Origin of the sequence: Pasteurella skyensis, from assembly GCF_013377295.1 — a bacterium.
In the GTDB taxonomy this organism is placed as follows: Bacteria; Pseudomonadota; Gammaproteobacteria; order Enterobacterales; family Pasteurellaceae; genus Phocoenobacter; species Phocoenobacter skyensis.
Genome location: NZ_CP016180.1, coordinates 2,061,345 through 2,078,067, shown reverse-complemented (window position 1 = coordinate 2,078,067; position 16,723 = coordinate 2,061,345). Strand labels below are relative to the sequence as shown.

General features: G+C 34.7%; 18 protein-coding genes. 6 read left to right on the top strand and 12 right to left on the bottom strand.

The window, feature by feature from the left end; all coding sequences use genetic code 11:
• Nucleotides 1-17 precede the first annotated feature (17 nt).
• The 5 genes from rpsP (at nucleotide 18) to A6B44_RS10045 (ending at nucleotide 4,665) form a co-directional block, all read left to right on the top strand.
• Nucleotides 18-266 (top strand): 30S ribosomal protein S16, encoded by a 249-nt coding sequence (gene rpsP, locus A6B44_RS10065; protein WP_090921369.1) that lies wholly within the window; start codon nucleotides 18-20, stop codon nucleotides 264-266.
• 31 nt (nucleotides 267-297) lie between these two features.
• Nucleotides 298-825 (top strand): ribosome maturation factor RimM, encoded by a 528-nt coding sequence (gene rimM, locus A6B44_RS10060; protein ID WP_090921370.1) that lies wholly within the window; start codon nucleotides 298-300, stop codon nucleotides 823-825.
• A gap of 37 nt (nucleotides 826-862) precedes the next feature.
• Nucleotides 863-1,615: a tRNA (guanosine(37)-N1)-methyltransferase TrmD gene (gene trmD / locus A6B44_RS10055; RefSeq protein ID WP_090921371.1), complete on the top strand. Its 753-nt coding sequence runs from the start codon at nucleotides 863-865 to the stop codon at nucleotides 1,613-1,615.
• Nucleotides 1,616-1,652: 37 nt separating this feature from the next.
• Nucleotides 1,653-2,006 carry a 50S ribosomal protein L19 gene (gene rplS, locus A6B44_RS10050; protein ID WP_090921372.1) on the top strand — a complete coding sequence of 118 codons (354 nt, stop codon included), beginning with the start codon at nucleotides 1,653-1,655 and terminating at the stop codon, nucleotides 2,004-2,006.
• A 256-nt stretch (nucleotides 2,007-2,262) separates the two neighbouring features.
• Nucleotides 2,263-4,665: a TonB-dependent hemoglobin/transferrin/lactoferrin family receptor gene (locus A6B44_RS10045; protein ID WP_090921373.1), complete on the top strand. Its 2,403-nt coding sequence runs from the start codon at nucleotides 2,263-2,265 to the stop codon at nucleotides 4,663-4,665.
• 198 nt (nucleotides 4,666-4,863) lie between these two features.
• Here A6B44_RS10045 and recG read toward each other — a convergent pair whose 3' ends face one another.
• The 3 genes from recG to A6B44_RS10030 all read right to left on the bottom strand — a co-directional run bounded on the left by recG (nucleotide 4,864) and on the right by A6B44_RS10030 (nucleotide 8,801).
• Nucleotides 4,864-6,957 (bottom strand): ATP-dependent DNA helicase RecG, encoded by a 2,094-nt coding sequence (gene recG, locus A6B44_RS10040; protein WP_090921374.1) that lies wholly within the window; start codon nucleotides 6,955-6,957, stop codon nucleotides 4,864-4,866.
• A 166-nt stretch (nucleotides 6,958-7,123) separates the two neighbouring features.
• A complete protein-coding gene (locus A6B44_RS10035; protein ID WP_090921375.1) occupies nucleotides 7,124-7,687 on the bottom strand; it encodes a biotin transporter BioY in 564 nt (187 codons plus the stop codon).
• A 187-nt stretch (nucleotides 7,688-7,874) separates the two neighbouring features.
• On the bottom strand, nucleotides 7,875-8,801 hold the full coding sequence (locus A6B44_RS10030; protein ID WP_090921376.1) for a LysR family transcriptional regulator: 927 nt from the start codon (nucleotides 8,799-8,801) through the stop codon (nucleotides 7,875-7,877).
• Nucleotides 8,802-8,915: 114 nt separating this feature from the next.
• On the opposite strand from A6B44_RS10030, the gene A6B44_RS10025 reads away from it, so the two are divergent.
• Entirely contained in the window at nucleotides 8,916-9,962 is a 1,047-nt protein-coding gene (locus A6B44_RS10025) for a homocysteine S-methyltransferase family protein (protein ID WP_090921377.1), read from the top strand.
• A 250-nt stretch (nucleotides 9,963-10,212) separates the two neighbouring features.
• Here A6B44_RS10025 and A6B44_RS10020 read toward each other — a convergent pair whose 3' ends face one another.
• From A6B44_RS10020 to A6B44_RS09980, 9 genes are all read right to left on the bottom strand, one after another.
• The gene (locus A6B44_RS10020) at nucleotides 10,213-10,518 is read right to left on the bottom strand and encodes a DUF1889 family protein (protein ID WP_090921378.1); all 306 of its coding nucleotides are present in this window, start codon (nucleotides 10,516-10,518) and stop codon (nucleotides 10,213-10,215) included.
• Between the two features lie 493 nt (nucleotides 10,519-11,011).
• The gene (locus A6B44_RS10015) at nucleotides 11,012-11,281 is read right to left on the bottom strand and encodes a hypothetical protein (RefSeq protein WP_090921380.1); all 270 of its coding nucleotides are present in this window, start codon (nucleotides 11,279-11,281) and stop codon (nucleotides 11,012-11,014) included.
• Between the two features lie 372 nt (nucleotides 11,282-11,653).
• Nucleotides 11,654-12,415: a hypothetical protein gene (locus A6B44_RS10010; protein ID WP_090921381.1), complete on the bottom strand. Its 762-nt coding sequence runs from the start codon at nucleotides 12,413-12,415 to the stop codon at nucleotides 11,654-11,656.
• The gene (locus tag A6B44_RS10005; RefSeq protein ID WP_090921382.1) at nucleotides 12,415-12,663 is read right to left on the bottom strand and encodes a hypothetical protein; all 249 of its coding nucleotides are present in this window, start codon (nucleotides 12,661-12,663) and stop codon (nucleotides 12,415-12,417) included. The genes A6B44_RS10010 and A6B44_RS10005 overlap by 1 nt, the downstream gene beginning before the upstream one ends.
• Nucleotides 12,664-12,672: 9 nt before the next feature.
• Nucleotides 12,673-12,924 carry a hypothetical protein gene (locus A6B44_RS10000; protein ID WP_090921383.1) on the bottom strand — a complete coding sequence of 84 codons (252 nt, stop codon included), beginning with the start codon at nucleotides 12,922-12,924 and terminating at the stop codon, nucleotides 12,673-12,675.
• Between the two features lie 68 nt (nucleotides 12,925-12,992).
• Entirely contained in the window at nucleotides 12,993-13,844 is an 852-nt protein-coding gene (locus tag A6B44_RS09995) for a hypothetical protein (RefSeq protein WP_090921384.1), read from the bottom strand.
• A 172-nt stretch (nucleotides 13,845-14,016) separates the two neighbouring features.
• Nucleotides 14,017-15,345 (bottom strand): ATP-dependent protease ATPase subunit HslU, encoded by a 1,329-nt coding sequence (gene hslU, locus A6B44_RS09990; protein ID WP_176673536.1) that lies wholly within the window; start codon nucleotides 15,343-15,345, stop codon nucleotides 14,017-14,019.
• A 6-nt stretch (nucleotides 15,346-15,351) separates the two neighbouring features.
• Nucleotides 15,352-15,876: an ATP-dependent protease subunit HslV gene (gene hslV / locus A6B44_RS09985; protein ID WP_090921386.1), complete on the bottom strand. Its 525-nt coding sequence runs from the start codon at nucleotides 15,874-15,876 to the stop codon at nucleotides 15,352-15,354.
• A gap of 102 nt (nucleotides 15,877-15,978) precedes the next feature.
• Entirely contained in the window at nucleotides 15,979-16,590 is a 612-nt protein-coding gene (locus A6B44_RS09980) for a YigZ family protein (RefSeq protein ID WP_246253112.1), read from the bottom strand.
• Nucleotides 16,591-16,723 lie beyond the last annotated feature (133 nt).

The following is a 16,723-nucleotide window of genomic DNA, read 5'->3' as shown; positions in this document are numbered from 1 at the left end:
TTATTTAGAGGAAGGTTATGGTAACCATTCGTTTATCTCGTGGCGGATCTAAAAAACGCCCATTTTATCAAATCGTTGCAGCGGACAGCCGTCGTGCACGTGACGGTCGTTTTATTGAAAGTTTAGGTTTTTTCAACCCAATGGCAGCTGGTAAAGCAGAGCGTTTACGCGTGAATGTTGAAGGCGTAGATGCGTGGGCTGCTAAAGGTGCTTCACTTTCAACACGTGTTGCAACTTTAGTGAAAGAAGCACGTAAAGAAGCTTAATTCACAATTTTATTAAATGTAGGTGGATAGAATGAGCGAACAAAAAATTACAGCGGTAGGAAAATTAGGGTCAACCTATGGTATCCGTGGCTGGTTACGCCTTTATTCATCAACAGAACAACAAGAAAGTATTTTTGACTATCAACCTTGGTTTTTAAAAGTTAAAGAACAATGGCAACCAGTCGAACTTGAAAGCTGGCGTTATCACAAAAATGATTTAATTGTGAAACTAAAAGGTACAGAAGAACGTGAATCTGCTCAGCTACTTACCAATGCAGAAATTGGTGTGGATTTAAGTGTCTTTCCTCAATTAGAAGAAGACGATTTTTATTGGCACGATTTAATTGGTTGTGAGGTTGTTAACACCTCTGACTATCAAATGGGTACAGTGGCTGAGATAATGGAAACAGGTTCAAACGATGTTTTAGTTGTTAAAGCTAAAAGTAAAGATGCTTTCGGAAAACAAGAGCGGTTAATTCCGTTTTTATACGAACAAGTAGTTAAAAGAGTCGATCTCACCACTAAAATTATTGAAGTGGAGTGGGACGCAGGTTTCTAACCTCAGGTATGCATAACCGTAATCAAAAGAGCTTATTATGTGGATAGGAATTATTAGCTTATTTCCTGAAATGTTTAAAGCAATTACGGAATATGGCGTAACAGGAAGAGCCGTAAAGCACAATCTTTTGCAAATTCAATGTTGGAATCCTCGTGATTTTACCTTTGATAAGCATAATACGGTCGATGATCGCCCTTATGGTGGTGGACCAGGTATGTTAATGATGGTGCAGCCGTTGCGAGATGCAATTCACGCAGCGAAAAGTGCTGCATTAAGCGAAGATGAAACAGCGGAAGTAAAGGTAATTTACCTTTCACCGCAAGGACGTAAACTTGATCAGCAAGGTGTAAAAACCTTAGCAACAAACCAAAAAATGATTTTAGTTTGTGGTCGCTATGAAGGCATTGATGAACGCTTAATTCAAGCGGAAGTTGATGAAGAATGGTCAATTGGAGATTACGTTTTAACAGGAGGGGAACTTCCTGCAATGACATTAATTGATGCTGTTGCAAGATTTATTCCTAAGGTATTAGGCAAACAAGCTTCCGCAGAAGAAGATTCTTTTGCAACAGGATTATTAGATTGCCCACATTATACTCGCCCTGAAGTGCTTGATGGTGAACCCGTACCCGAAGTGTTGATGTCTGGACATCACGAAAATATTCGTAAATGGCGATTAGAACAATCCCTTGAACGAACGTGGTTAAGACGCCCTGAGCTATTAGACGATCTAGCTCTGACTGACGAACAAGCGACGTTGTTAAAGAAAATTAAACAGCGTTATACATAGATTCAGTTATTTCTAGAATTATATAAGGTTTATTATTATGAGTAACATCATTAAACAAATTGAAGAAGAACAGTTAAAGAAAGACTTACCTAGCTTCCGTCCGGGTGACACATTAGAAGTTAAGGTATGGGTTAAAGAAGGTAGTAAAAGCCGTCTGCAAGCGTTCGAAGGCGTGGTTATTGCAATTCGTAACCGTGGCTTGCATTCAGCATTCACACTACGCAAAATTTCAAATGGCGTAGGTGTTGAACGTGTATTCCAAACTCACTCACCTGTAATTGACAGCATCGCTGTTAAACGTAAAGGTGATGTACGTCAAGCGAAGATCTACTACTTACGTGAGCGTAGTGGTCGTTCTGCTCGTATTAAAGAGCGTTTGGGTAAAAAATAATTTTTGCTTAATGCGAAATATAAAAAGGCTTGGGATTCCAAGCCTTTTTTGTTTTTTAGATCTCAATCCTCTCATATAAGCGGTCACATTATTTTAATTTTTTGCAAATTAAATAACTTACTAACTTATAAACAATTTTTGCTATAAAATTTATCAATCACATCATTTTTGTATAAAGATCATTAAATTATATTGAAATAATAATGATTTTGATTAAGAATACCGATTCTTTTTACTTTGTTATGGAAAACAAAAAATGCAGGGAAAATATTGGGTAAACAGTTACCTTATTGCTATTTTGGGTATTGGGCAGGTTGCATTGGCAGAACCTGCGGATGTTAGCACTTTAGGGGTTATTGTTGTAGAGGATCATCATAGTAAGTCCATTACAACAGAGATCAAAACTCGTCAAAATCTTAATGATGAGTTGGTTCATTCCAACAGAGATTTAGTCCGTTATTCTCTTGATTTAGGTTTGGCGGATAGTGGCCGTAATCAAAAAGGATTTTCAATGCGTGGGGTAGAAGCCAACCGTGTAGGTATTACCTTTGATGGTGTTGATATTCCTAGCTTTGAAGAAAACTCTCTTTATGCGCTTTATAGTAATTATAATAGCTCTCGCCTCTCTATTGATCCAGAGGTTGCGAGTAATATTGAGATTGTAAAAGGGGCAGATAGTTTTAACGGTGGCAGTGGTTCATTAGGTGGAAGTGTGAATTATCGCTCGCTGGAAGTGAATGATCTTGTTACCAAAGGAAAAACCGTTGGAGGGCTTGTTCGTACAGGCTATGCAAGTAAAAATGAAGAAACCTTTGCAACCTTAGGTTTAGGTTATATTGGTGAACATTTTGATGCAATGGGTGTACTTTCATATCGTCAAGGTCACGAACTGAAAAGTGCAGGAAAAGGAGATAAGCGTGTTTTTGGTGCATCTCGAGAGGTACCAAATCCTGCGGAGCATAATAACAATAATTATTTGTTTAAATTGAACTATCATCTTAATCCGTATCATCACATTGGTATTGCAATCACTCGTCAAAATAAAAATGTGCTAACTGAGGAAAAATCAGATTCTTACTCTTATTTACTTATAAAATATAGTATTGGTGCTAAGAAAAACGCAAGGGATTTAAATCAATTTGATACTCGTAATCTTTACTATGAATGGACACCTGACTCTGATTATTTATCCTCTGTCAAACTTGATTATAGCCATCATCGCAGTAACCTCATTGCAATTACATCAGAGTACAGTTACCTTTCTCCTACTTATCCAGACAGTAAGTCACTTGGGTGGGATCCAAACCCTTGGCAAATTAAAAACCGTTATTTCAATGGTGATTTGAAGCAATTATCGTTAAACCTTGATTCACAACCATTGACAACACATTGGGGTGAACATCAATTATCCTTTAAAACTGCCACAAGTAAGCGTTACTTTGAAGTATTAAACAATGATATGAATTGTTTTCCAAAAAATGGTGTTCGTAATTGCACACCATTATTAAGTACTATTCAATCGCCCACAAATACCAAAAAAATAACTGCTTCATTACAAGATATAGTAAGATGGAATGAGACGTTTTCGAGTAAATTTGGCGTACGTTATGATCAAACCACGATCTCTGTTAAAGCGCCAAATGCGCCTTGTGGTGGATTGTGTTTAAATCCAATCCCTGATGATCGAGTCTTTAAAAATTGGGGGGCTGTGATAGGGTTAAATGCACAACTAAATGATAACTGGGGACTAGGTTATCAAGTTGGTTCTGGTTTTCGTGTTCCAACTAATTCGGAAATGTATTTTAGCTGGCCCAGTGGCTTAGGCAATTGGGAACCTAATCCTAATTTAAAAGCAGAACATAGTATCAGTCAAACCCTCTCCTTAATGGGCAAAGGGCGTTTAGGTAGTACAAAAACCACTGTCTTTTATAACCATTATAAAGATTTTATTGATGAAGAACTGAGCTTTAAAGATGAAACTTTCGGGCAATTAGCATATCAAAAACCTGCTTATCAATCTGTTAATCATAATAAGGCTCGTATTTATGGGCTTGAATTAACCAAACAGTTAGATTTGGATCAGGTATTGCCTATTTCTGAAGGCTGGAAATTATTAGGGTCTTTAGGTTATACCAGAGGCAAAGTGAATAATGGTGCAAGTTTAATGTCAATTCAGCCACTTAAGGCAGTGATTGGGTTAGACTATGATCAACCAGCAGGTATTTGGGGGATTGCTAGTCGTTTAAGCTATTTAGGTGCTAAAAAAGCCAAAGATGCCCAAGTAAAGAAAGAACATTCACACTGTGTGAAAATGGGGATAGTCAGTGAATATGAGTGGGATAAAGACTGGAAACGCACTCTTGTACAAAAATCTGGTTGTGTTAAAAAAGAGTCTTATACTAAAAACCATACTTATAAGTATTTAAATAAATCTGCAGTAATGTTGGATATATTTGGTTATTATAAGCCAATACAAAACCTAACTTTAAGAGGTGGTATATACAACTTGTTTAATACTAAGTATCAACACTGGGACTCATTACGTGGTATCAATCCATTAGGTTCAAGAAGTAATTCGGTAGACTTTAGTGGTAAAGGATTAGAGCGTTATTATGCACCTGGTAGAAATATGTCGGTATCAGTAGAATATAAGTTTTAATGGTGAACTTATTTTAATAACATCTTAATTTAAGGCTAGAGTATCAAAAGGTTAATTTCATACATTGGAATTAGCCTTTTTTGTTTTCTATGGTTTAATACTCCCATACAAGCGGTAACATTCTGATCAAAATTTACAAATTAGTGTGAAACCTAAAAGATTCATACATATGGATAGATTTTATATCAATCTTACCGCTTAGGCGTTTACATACGCAATACGCTTATCAAGCCAGCGATCAATCAGTTTTTGTGAAGTATCAGGATAGTTTAAAATTAACTGTTTAGCATAGTTTTGTACTAAAGGTATCATTTTTCTATCTCGCATTAAGTTGGCAATTTTAAATTCTGCCATTCCAGTTTGTTTTGTCCCTAATACTTCTCCTGCTCCTCTAATTTCAAGATCTTTTTCTGCAATCACAAAACCGTCTTGACTGTCTCTTAAAATTTGTAAACGTTTTTGAGAAATTTTACCCAAAGGTGGTTTATACATTAAAACACAGTGAGAAGCCGTTGCTCCACGTCCTACCCTACCTCGTAATTGATGCAACTGTGCCAAACCTAAACGCTCTGAGTTTTCAATAATCATTAAACTTGCGTTAGGTACATCAACTCCTACTTCTATTACCGTTGTGGCAACAAGTAAATCTAAATTTGCTTGCTTAAACTCCATCATAATCACTTGTTTTTCTTGAGGTTTCATTCGTCCGTGTACTAAACCAACACGGAGATCAGGTAATGCACGACATAAATCTTCAGCAATAGATTCCGCCGCTTGAGCTTCTAATACTTCTGATTCATCAATTAAGGTGCAAACCCAATAGGCTTGACGCTTTTCATTTTTACAGGCTTGATACACACGTTTTACCACTTCATCTCGACGATCTTCTGAAATAGCAACAGTAGTAATAGGTGTTCGACCAGGGGGAAGTTCATCAATAATTGAGGTGTCCAAATCAGCATATACCGTCATCGCAAGAGTGCGAGGAATAGGAGTAGCGGTCATAATCAATTGGTGTGGATAAACCTCTTGCCCATTGATTTCTTTTGTTCCTTTTTCGCGTAGTGTCAGACGCTGATGTACGCCAAAACGGTGCTGTTCATCAATAATGACTAGGCTAAGATCGGCAAACTCTACTTCATCTTGAAACAGTGCGTGAGTGCCAATAATCATTTGTACTTCGTTATTTTTAATCGCTTCTAGCTGTGCTTTACGAGCCTTTCCCTTTACCTTACCCGCAAGCCAGCCCACTTTAATTCCAAAAGGATTTAGCCAATTCGTAAAGTTCAAACTGTGTTGCTCTGCCAAAATTTCGGTTGGTGCCATCAATGCGACCTGCTTGCCGTTATCAATGGCGAGCAAAGCGGTTAAGACTGCGATTAAGGTTTTACCTGATCCTACATCCCCTTGCACCAATCGCATCATTGGTTGTGGCTTAGCAAGATCTTGTTCAATATCTTGCATTACACGATTTTGGGCATTGGTAGGTGTGAATGGTAAAGCGGCAAGAAAGAGTGCTTTTAAATCAGTTTGATAAATCAATGTTTCAGCTAAATGCTGTTGCATACCGATTCTGCACTGTTGCATCGCCAAATTATGGGCCAGTAATTCTTCAAAAATTAAGCGTTTTTGAGCGGGATGATTCCCTTGCTCCAATATATCTGCTGAAATGTCAGGAGGAGGACGATGTAATAATTTCAATGCCTCTTTTAAGCTATACTTATGAGGATTAAATTCATCAGGTAACAATTCGTTCACTGTAACACGATCTAATAAAACTAAAGCTTGATCTGTTAGTTTTCGCAGTGAATTTTGCTTTAATCCTTCAGTTGTAGAGTACACAGGGGTTAAGCTTTCTGCAAGGGTAAGCGTTTGATTATTATGAATAACTTGATATTCAGGATGATGAATTTCTGCCATAAAACGCCCTCGTTTTACTTCTCCAAAGGCTTTAACCCTTGCTCCAACAGATAAGCTGTTTTTCATTCCTGCATTAAAATTAAAAAATTTTAATGTTATTTTACTTGTACTATCGGAAATCACCACATTCAACATTCTACGTCGTCCAAATTGAATTTCAGACAACTGAACATAGCCTTCGATTGTTACATAACTTTCAGGGCGAGCATCACAAATAGGGGTAATTCGAGTACGATCTTCATAACGAAAGGGTAAGTGAAACAGGAGATCTTGTACGTTGTTTATTCCGATTTTACTTAGCTTTTCTGCAATCACAACTCCTACACCAGAAAGTGCAGTTAAAGGTACGCCATCTAATAATTCATCACTCATTTCAATTCATCTAAATTGGTTTAAAAAAAAGATAACAGATTTTGATAAAAATTTGCAAATTTTTCATCACATCTACCCGCTTGTTTGAAGTAATAACACTTTTATAAATAAAAAAACCGCCAAATAGCGGTTTCTTATTATTTTTTTCAATGTGAGTGGGTTATTTTTATAACTTTGAAAAAAACTTATAGGTTGGAATAACCAATAAACCTGCTAGAACAGCTTTAATGATACCACCTAAAATAAATGGATAAAATCCAAGTTGTAATAGTTTATCTGCTGGTACAAAGAACGACAATTGAGCCAGTCCAAAAGCGAAAGTAACAGCACTTGCAACTAGTGCTACTAAAATACTTTTTGTGAATGAATTTAAAATACCTTTGTCACTAAAATAACCTAATAAATAAGCACTAGGTACAAAACCGATCAGATAACCACCTGATGGACCTAATAAAGAGGTCAGTCCAGTTCCACCATTTGCAAACACAGGAAGCCCCATTACACCTTCTAATAGGTATAATAAAACTGCTGTCGTTCCTGCCTTACGTCCTAATCCTAATCCAACAACACTAATGGCAAGGGTTTGCCCTGTAATCGGTACTGGATACATTGGTACTGATATTTGTGCAAAAAGTGCAATTAAGGCTGAACCAATAAAGCTTTTTATCCAAAATGCAGTGTTTTGATTAACCGCCAACCATCTCTTGGTTTGTGTAAGTTGCGAAATCATAAATTGTCTTTCCTTTTATTTAAAATATTTCAAAATTGAAAATATACATTATTTTACACTAAACGCAATACAATTAAATCATCTTTTAAACAACGATGTGTTTATGCGACGATGAAAGAGATTTGCTCTGATTTAAGCGGTAAGATGTTGAATGATTTTTACACATTTTAATAAAAATATCTATTTCTTAACTCATTATTTCAAAACCGTAATTACGGATATGTTGTTTTAAATACTCTAAGTATTCCAACGCAAGATAAGACAAGTGAGATTGTCGATGTTTCAAGTAACCAATAATCATTGTTTCATTTACCTTTAATGGAATGGAAATAATATTCTCGTCATTTAATTTACGACTTAGTACACCACTGCTAATCGTGTAGCCATCAACACCAACCATTAAATTAAAAATAGTTGCTCTATCGCTGACTTTAATACTTTTTTTATGGAAATGAGTACTTAAAATCTCCTCTGAAAAATAAAAAGAGTTGGTTGTCCCTTGTTCAAAAGAAAGATAAGGATAAGGCTCTAAATCTTCTAAAGTTAACATATCTCTATTCGCAAGGGGATGATGTTTACTGGTAAAAATATGTGGTTGCGCTTCAAATAATGGAGTGAATTTTAGGTGTTTTTCTTTAAATATTTTATGCATTACATCGCGATTAAATGCGTTAATATAAATAATACCTAACTCACTGCGTAATGTACTCACATCATTTAAAATATTAAAGGTGTCTGTTTCTCTTAAGGTAAATTCATATTCTTCCTCAGTATAATTTTTAATTAATTTGGCAAAAGCGTGAACTGCAAAGGCATAGTGTTGCCCTGAAACGGAAAGGTGCTGACGAGAGCGTGTTGATTTTTGATATTTCGTTTCCATCAGTGTTACCTGATCAATGATTTGACGTGCATAGGCTAAAAACTCAACACCCTCATCAGTCAGAGTCACCCCTTTAGCAGAGCGTTGAAAAATGGTGATATTTAATTCTTCTTCGACTCCTTTTAGTGCATTTGAAAGACTTGGTTGGGAAACAAATAACTGTTTTGATGCTTCACTGATAGAACCTAATTCCACTATTTTAATAACATATTTAAGTTGTTTAATTGTTGGCATAAATTCCACTATATAGCTTAAAACTATAACTTAGCATAAAAATAAAGATTTATCTATAAAGTAACTTTAGTGATAGAGTGACCTTAATATAAAAATACAGATGGAGAAAACACAATGTCAAACATACTTACACAACGCTTAGATAAAGGTCCTGTTATTTGTGCAGAAGGCTTTTTATTTGAATTAGAACGTCGTGGTTATTTAACCGCAGGAGAATTTGTACCAGAGGTTGCTTTAGAGTACCCTGAAGCTCTGGAAGCACTACATCGAGATTTTCAACGGGCAGGTTCTGATATTGTTGAAGCATTTACTTACAATGGACACCGTGAAAAAATGCGAGTGATTGGTAAAGAAGATTTGCTGGAACCATTAAACCGTATTGCGTTACAAATTGCCAAAAAGATTGCCCTTGCTAAGCCTGATAATTTAATGGCAGGTAATATTTCCAATACCAATATTTGGCATCCAACAGATAAAATTAAACAAAAAGAAGTGCGTAGTATGTTTGATGAAATGGTCGGTTGGGCTGTTGAAGAGGGGGCTGATCTGATTATAGGTGAAACCTTTTATTATGCAGAAGAAGCCTTTCAAGCGTTAGAAGCAGCAAAAGCCACAGGGTTACCTGTTGTTCTTACTTTAGCACCAATGGCAAGTAATCAAATGAGTGATGGCTGGAGTATTGTTGATGCTTGTAAAGAATTAGAACAACGAGGCTCTGACGTTGTTGGTTTAAATTGTTTTCGAGGTCCTGAAACAATGTTGCCATACCTAAAAGAAATTCGTGAAGCGGTCTCTTGTCACGTAGGTGGATTACCCATTCCTTATCGTACTACCAAAGCTGAACCTACTTTCTTTAACTTATCGGATCATAATAATTGTACTTGTCCTGCACCACACGGACGAACTTTTCCAACAGCATTAGATCCTCTGTTTTGTAATCGTTATGAAATTGGAGAATTTGCAAAAAACGCCTATGAACTAGGAGTGAATTATTTAGGAGTATGCTGTGGCGCATCACCAATGCACATTCGTCAAGTTGCAGAAGCCGTTGGATTAACCACTGAAGCCAGTCGTTTCTCTGAAAATATGGCAAATCACTTTATGTATGGTAACAATGAACGTTTACCTGAAAACATTAAAGCACTAGGTACAAAAGCCTAGACAGAAAGAGCTAATTTTTAGAAAAAATGAAGCGGTACGATTTTGATCAAAATTTGCAAATTTTTAATAGAATCGTACCGCTTGTTTTTAAAAATACGATAAGTCTATAAAATATAACGACTTAAATCTTCATTTTCGATAATGTATGATACAAATAATAATGTGACAAAAACTTATTCTGAATTAATGTTCACCTTAATAGAATAAGAAAGCGGAATGACGTATTAATTTTTCATTTAAATATTATATTTTAACCAAGTTCAGCAATTATTCTTTTAACTGTTATTTCTCCCCAATTTCTTGGGTACTTAATTTGAACTCGTCGACCATTGCCAATTTTTTCTGCTATTTTAGAAAGTTCTTTTGCATGATGATCTGACCATGAACGCTCAATTGCCAATGAATAAACTTCATCCACTTTAAGAGGAACTCCATATTTATATAAAGCTTTAAATAGTTCCTTTGCTTTAGATTCATCAAGTGGATGAGCTAAGCCTGTTGAAACATTCACTACTGAAGAAAGAATATCAAGTGATTTTTCTAAAATTAAGTTCATTTTATAAAACTCCATCAAAGATACAATATTGGATTTTATTACTATTTTACATACTAGCAGATAAATAACGAATTCCTAATTATCAATAGATTCACATTCAATATATACTATAGATTCTTTTCTCTCAACTCTTTGGTATTTTCTTTAACTATAAGTGGACAACTATCCTTTGATATCCTGTCTTGGGCTTCTCGAAGTACCGTATATTTAGAGTTAGGAAAAAATAAAGAGCTATCTCTTATATTTAAATATACACTAAAAAATTAAACCTAACAAGGCGATCATCAGAATAATCATAAGAATATAGCTAAGTATTATAGATGGATATTTCTTATACCATCCTAGCTGAACCATTATAGAACTTAACTCTTGATTATTTATAATTATTTGTGGCTCACCAAATTCATCTAATCTATCTAATTCAGGAAAAAATGAAAGCCTTAATGATTCAGAAGGATCTAGCCTTGTAATAAGTAACTCTAGATTATCTTTATTAGATAAAATCAACCTTTCCATACCGCTTATTAGTCCTAACTATAGGTGAATATTTTAAAGGTGATGTTAGATTAATTCGTATATTTTCTAAAACTTTCTTGGATAAATTTTCTATCCATAGCTGGGAAATATAGATATCACCATTTATCTTTTGACCTATTTCTTCTGGTAAAAGATTTAGTGAAGGCTCTTCAAATTGAATATTTATTGGAGGAGCATCTTTATGCAGTGTATACAACAAACTCAATATAGAAAATGGGTTGAACATTTAAACAAACCTCTATTAAATTTATAACCATTCTATCCTACAACTCATATATTGATATTTGTCATCCTATCCTAGATACAAATAAAATCAATATATAAATATTTATTATTTCACTGTTTATGGAAGCAGTAACATTCTAATCAAAATTTGCAAATTTCTGATCAAATATTACCGCTTAAATTTTATAAAAATTATAAAACATAATGACTTAAATCTTCGTTCTCAACCACATCATCAAGCTCTTTGGCAACGAAATCTTGGTCGATCACTATTTTCTCGCCAGAGCGTTTACTCATATCCATAAGCACTCTAATTACGCTTTTATAATGGATTAAAAATAAAGTTAATAAACACAATTTTAGGTAGCTAAACTTATAATGAATTACCAATAAGAGCAGGAGGATTGCACAACCATACAATTATGAAAATAGCAATTGCTCCTGTTGCTCTTATAGAAAGTTTCTTATATCTTGACTCAACATTTAATAAACCAGGAATGATTGCAGAAATTGCGGAAAGTGAAATAGAAAAAACTCCTCTAAAAATAAAAAATTGAGTCTTAGTTGGCTCTGGGATAACAACAGCCAACAAAATAATTAAAATAGTAAATGATACACCAATAACTAATCCTACTATAGTTTTCCAATGTGGTTTTTTATTCAAATCATTTACTCCTTCATATTCAAATCCAGAAATTGGTAGTGATTTTTCTCTATATAAAGACTCAATTTGTTTCCATTGAGATTTTGGAAGGTACTCTTTTACCATTCTTTGCATATTTGCATATGCTGTTAAATCAGGCTGAGCTAAAGCACCTGAAAATACATCAGAGTGACTTCTTAAAAAATTAATATGTACCTCAAAGGCGTTTAATACACTTAAACAAGTTTCTGCAAATCCTGTAACCCACTTTCCATTTGCATGAGCTCCTAATAATCCACTGTCACCAACAAACTTTTCAATAAAATTAAAATACTTTGCCCCTAATTCTTGGCACTTTAATAAATCCTGAAGAGATGGTTCTTCTCCATGTTGCTCTTTTCTTACTACAATTGGATTTAAGTGATTCATGTAGTCTTGCTTAAGATCTTCTATTTTCTTCTCTGCTTGAATTACTGCTTGTTCATTCGTCATTATTTTCCTGTAGTCTTAGTTGCTAGTTTAAGTAAAGTTGTCAAATCAGAATTATCGACTCCCTCCATTGTCATGCTTTCATATGAACCAACAATATCATAAACGATCTTTGCAATATCGGTCTTTGATACATTTTGATTCAGTTGATTGATTCGTCGAGAAATCTCTAGAAGTTCACTTTCTGTTGGAGACCAGTTAGTAATAAATAATATTTCTTCAAGTTGCTTTTTAAAATGTTCTATACTCATATAAATATCCTATTTTTTAGTTGCTAGTTGCATTAAAGTAATTAAATCTGATGTATCTGCTCCATAGTAAGCATAACGCCCTGAATTAGGACAGTGTTTTTTAACAATTCTTGCCCAATCTGATTCTGAGGGTATAACTCCTTTTTGAACAATTTCTTGTATATCTTGTTTTATTTTTTCCAGTTGCAAAGGGGTTGGCTCGTTTGGAGCTATACCAAATTTAATTTTTAATCTATATATTAATTCCTGATCATTATTCATTTTAAACTCCTTAGTTTATTGAATTGTTAGTATTTGCAAATAACTCTATTCAATACTCTTATTATATCCTAGCTACCATATAAAATTTTATTTATGAGAAAACTAATCTCTTTTGGAAGCTGATACTCAAACCAAATAAAAAAATTTCCTGAGACCAAATAATAAGAGATACACAATAAAATAGATATGATAATTATATTACGCCAAAAATAGGCGTATTTTCTTGTACGCTTAGCAAACCATGACTTCGGTTCATCTTCTGACAGAATGTTGCTCATCACAGCAAAATAAGTTGCAGATAAGCTCAGAATAATCATGGAAAAGAAAAGTAATATAACACCCAAAAAGTGGAACATGAACCACCTAAGATCCAAAAAAGAAAAATGTTCTCTAAGTCCTATAAGCCCATTTTGATTTATTAATCTCGAAATCAAATTAAAGTTTTTCGGTGAAAAATTTGGTGTTATTGCTTTATTAACTATATATAGAGTTGCGATAAAAAATACACCATAAAAAACTAAATTTGCAAACCAATGCCATCCATAAAACTTACCATTAAATAAATTATAAAGAATTTTACCAGACCAAAGAGAGATGATGAATACTGTTATATAGTAAAAAAGATTAAGAATCTCTAATCGATTAAATAAATATATAATTCCTGTTACAAATAAGATAACACCAATAATCAACCTTAACCCTTCATCATTGGAAGACGAATTAATTTGGTTACTTTGAATTTCCACAATGTTAGTCACTGTTACTGATGTTATATGACTGTGAATACTCTGCCTTGTTTTTTCTTGTGTTTTATCCTTAACGAAGTCAACAATTAGCCCTAAAATAAGCCCCAAAAACATTGTAAATAATGCAATGTATATATCAACTTGTTTTAACTTAATTACTTCTAAAAATTCCATCATAAAATCCTAATTTTTCTAACAGTTAAATACAATATAAGCTAAATATATTACTTTAAAAACTTACAGTCAGTGTGAAAACTTTCACTCCTTAAGTGATTAAAAGTAGTAAAACTTCAACCAAAATTTACAAAACTCTGATCAAATCATACCGCTTGTTTCTTATAAAAAATTATAAAATATAACGACTTAAATCTTCGTTCTCAACCACATCATCTAACTCTTTGGCAACGAAATCTTGGTCGATTACAATTTTTTCGCCTGAGCGTTCGCTTGCATTGAAAGAAATGTTATCCATTAAGCGTTCTAGTACAGTATGTAAACGTCTTGCACCGATGTTTTCAGTTTTTTCATTTACGTGGAATGCAGATTTTGCAATTCTACTAATTCCATCTTCTGTAAACTCAATTTCAACGCCTTCTGTTTTCATTAACTCTCTGTATTGTAAGGTTAATGAGGCATTTGGTTCGGTTAAAATACGTTCAAAATCGTGTTCTGTTAGGGATTTTAATTCAACACGAATTGGTAAACGTCCTTGTAATTCAGGTAATAAATCCGATGGGCGAGCCACTTGGAATGCACCTGAACAGATAAATAAAATGTGATCCGTTTTTACAATGCCGTGTTTGGTGTTTACTGAACTACCTTCAATGATTGGCAGTAAATCACGTTGTACCCCTTCACGAGATACATCGCCACCGCTATGCTCTGATTTTTTACAAATCTTATCGATCTCGTCGATAAACACGATACCGTGTTGTTCCACCGCTTCAATCGCTTGCTGTTTTAACTCTTCTGGATTCACTAATTTTGCGGCTTCTTCATCAATTAACACCTTAAACGCATCTTTGATTTTCATTTTGCGTTTTTTCTTTTTGTTTGGGGATACACCTTCAAAAAGGGATTGTAATTGTGAGGTCATCTCTTCCATTCCTGGTGGTGTCATAATTTCTACACTCACTTGGGCGGCGATATCAATTTCAATCTCTTTATCATCTAATTGACCTTCACGTAATTTTTTACGGAAGATTTGACGAGTAGAATTACTGCTATTACTTTCTTCGCTGTTGCCCCATTGATCTTTGGCTGGTGGCAGTAATACATCTAAAATACGCTCTTCCGCTGCTTCTTCGGCACGGAAACGATTTTTTTCGATCGCTTGTTCACGCACTAATTTCATTGAAACATCGGCTAAATCACGAATAATTGCGTCAACTTCCTTACCCACATACCCCACTTCGGTAAATTTTGTTGCTTCCACTTTTACAAACGGGGCATTGGCTAATTTTGCTAAACGACGTGCAATTTCCGTTTTACCCACACCAGTAGGACCTATCATTAATATATTTTTTGGGGTTACTTCTTGGCGTAGCTCTTCTGGTAATTGCATACGACGCCAGCGGTTACGTAGTGCAATCGCTACGGCACGTTTAGCTTCTTTTTGCCCGATAATATGGGCATCTAATTCTGATACAATCTCACGAGGTGTCATTGACATAATTTGTTCCTATTTTTCAATTTCTTCAATAATATGGTTACTGTTGCTGTAAATATCTATTTCACCTGCCACTTTTAATGACTCTGCAACAATCTCTTTGGCACTCAATTTGCTGTTTCGTAATAAGGCTAATGCGGCGGATTTTGCAAAATTACCGCCTGATCCAATCGCTAAAACATCACTTTCTGGCTCAATCACATCACCACTACCTGAAACTAATAAAAATTCGCTTTCATTGGCAACGATCATCATCGCTTCTAAACGGCGTAATGCACGATCGGAACGCCACTCTTTGGCTAATTCAACGGCGGATTTCACTAAATGCCCTTGATGAAGTTCTAATTTTCGTTCAAACAATTCACGTAAAATAAATGCGTCAGCTGTTGAACCTGCAAAACCTGTGATTACTTTATCTTGATACATTTTACGCACTTTTCTTACTGTGCCTTTTTCCACACAGTTACCGAGCGTGGCTTGACCATCGCCCCCCATTGCTACTTTGCCATCACGACGTACACATACAATAGTTGTCATTGTTATTCCTTATTTTTCAAAAAACTGTTTATTAGATTGTGATTAAATTGAAGATTTCAAGGGTAAGAATCAATTTTGTAAATTTTAATGAGAAAGTGACCGCTATTCTATCTCAATTAAGTTTAATTGACCTGAAAATCGTTCGGTAATGGCTTGTTGAATATCATCAAATTCAGTAGGATTAATGCCTAATTCAATCATAACTTTGTCACTGAACTGTTGGTCATAAATTTCAATATCTATGGTGCTAAGCAGGTTTTGTAGTGAGTTAAATTGATCGTATTCGCAGTATAAGCGGTATGATTTTCTTAAAACTTTGCGAATTTTTTCTACTTGCTTTAAGGCTTGTTGCACCCCGTTTCCATAGGCTCGAACTAATCCACCTGTGCCTAATTTAATGCCCCCAAAATAACGTACTACCACAACACTAATTTCACCCATTCCACTGCCTAACAGGTGATTTAGCATTGGTTTTCCAGCTGTGCCTTGAGGCTCTCCATCATCAGTAAAACCATATTGTTGGCTATCATTAGGTGAACCAGCCACCGCCGCCCAACAGTGGTGGCGTGCATCAGGGTATTTTTTTCGTAATTCAGCTAAAAAAGCTTTAGCTTCTTCAATACCTTCTGTATGACGAATATAGGTAATAAAACGACTTTTTTTAATTTCTTCTTCAAAAATAACATCAGCTTTAGGAATATAGAATTCTACCATCTTTAATCTACTCATTTTTTGTGACTAGTATCTAATTTCTTCAAATTAGTAGGGCGTTTTCCCCCTATTTTAATGATATTACTTGCAAAAGAAATATATTTTTAGTATATATTAATAAATGTTATTTTTTTGT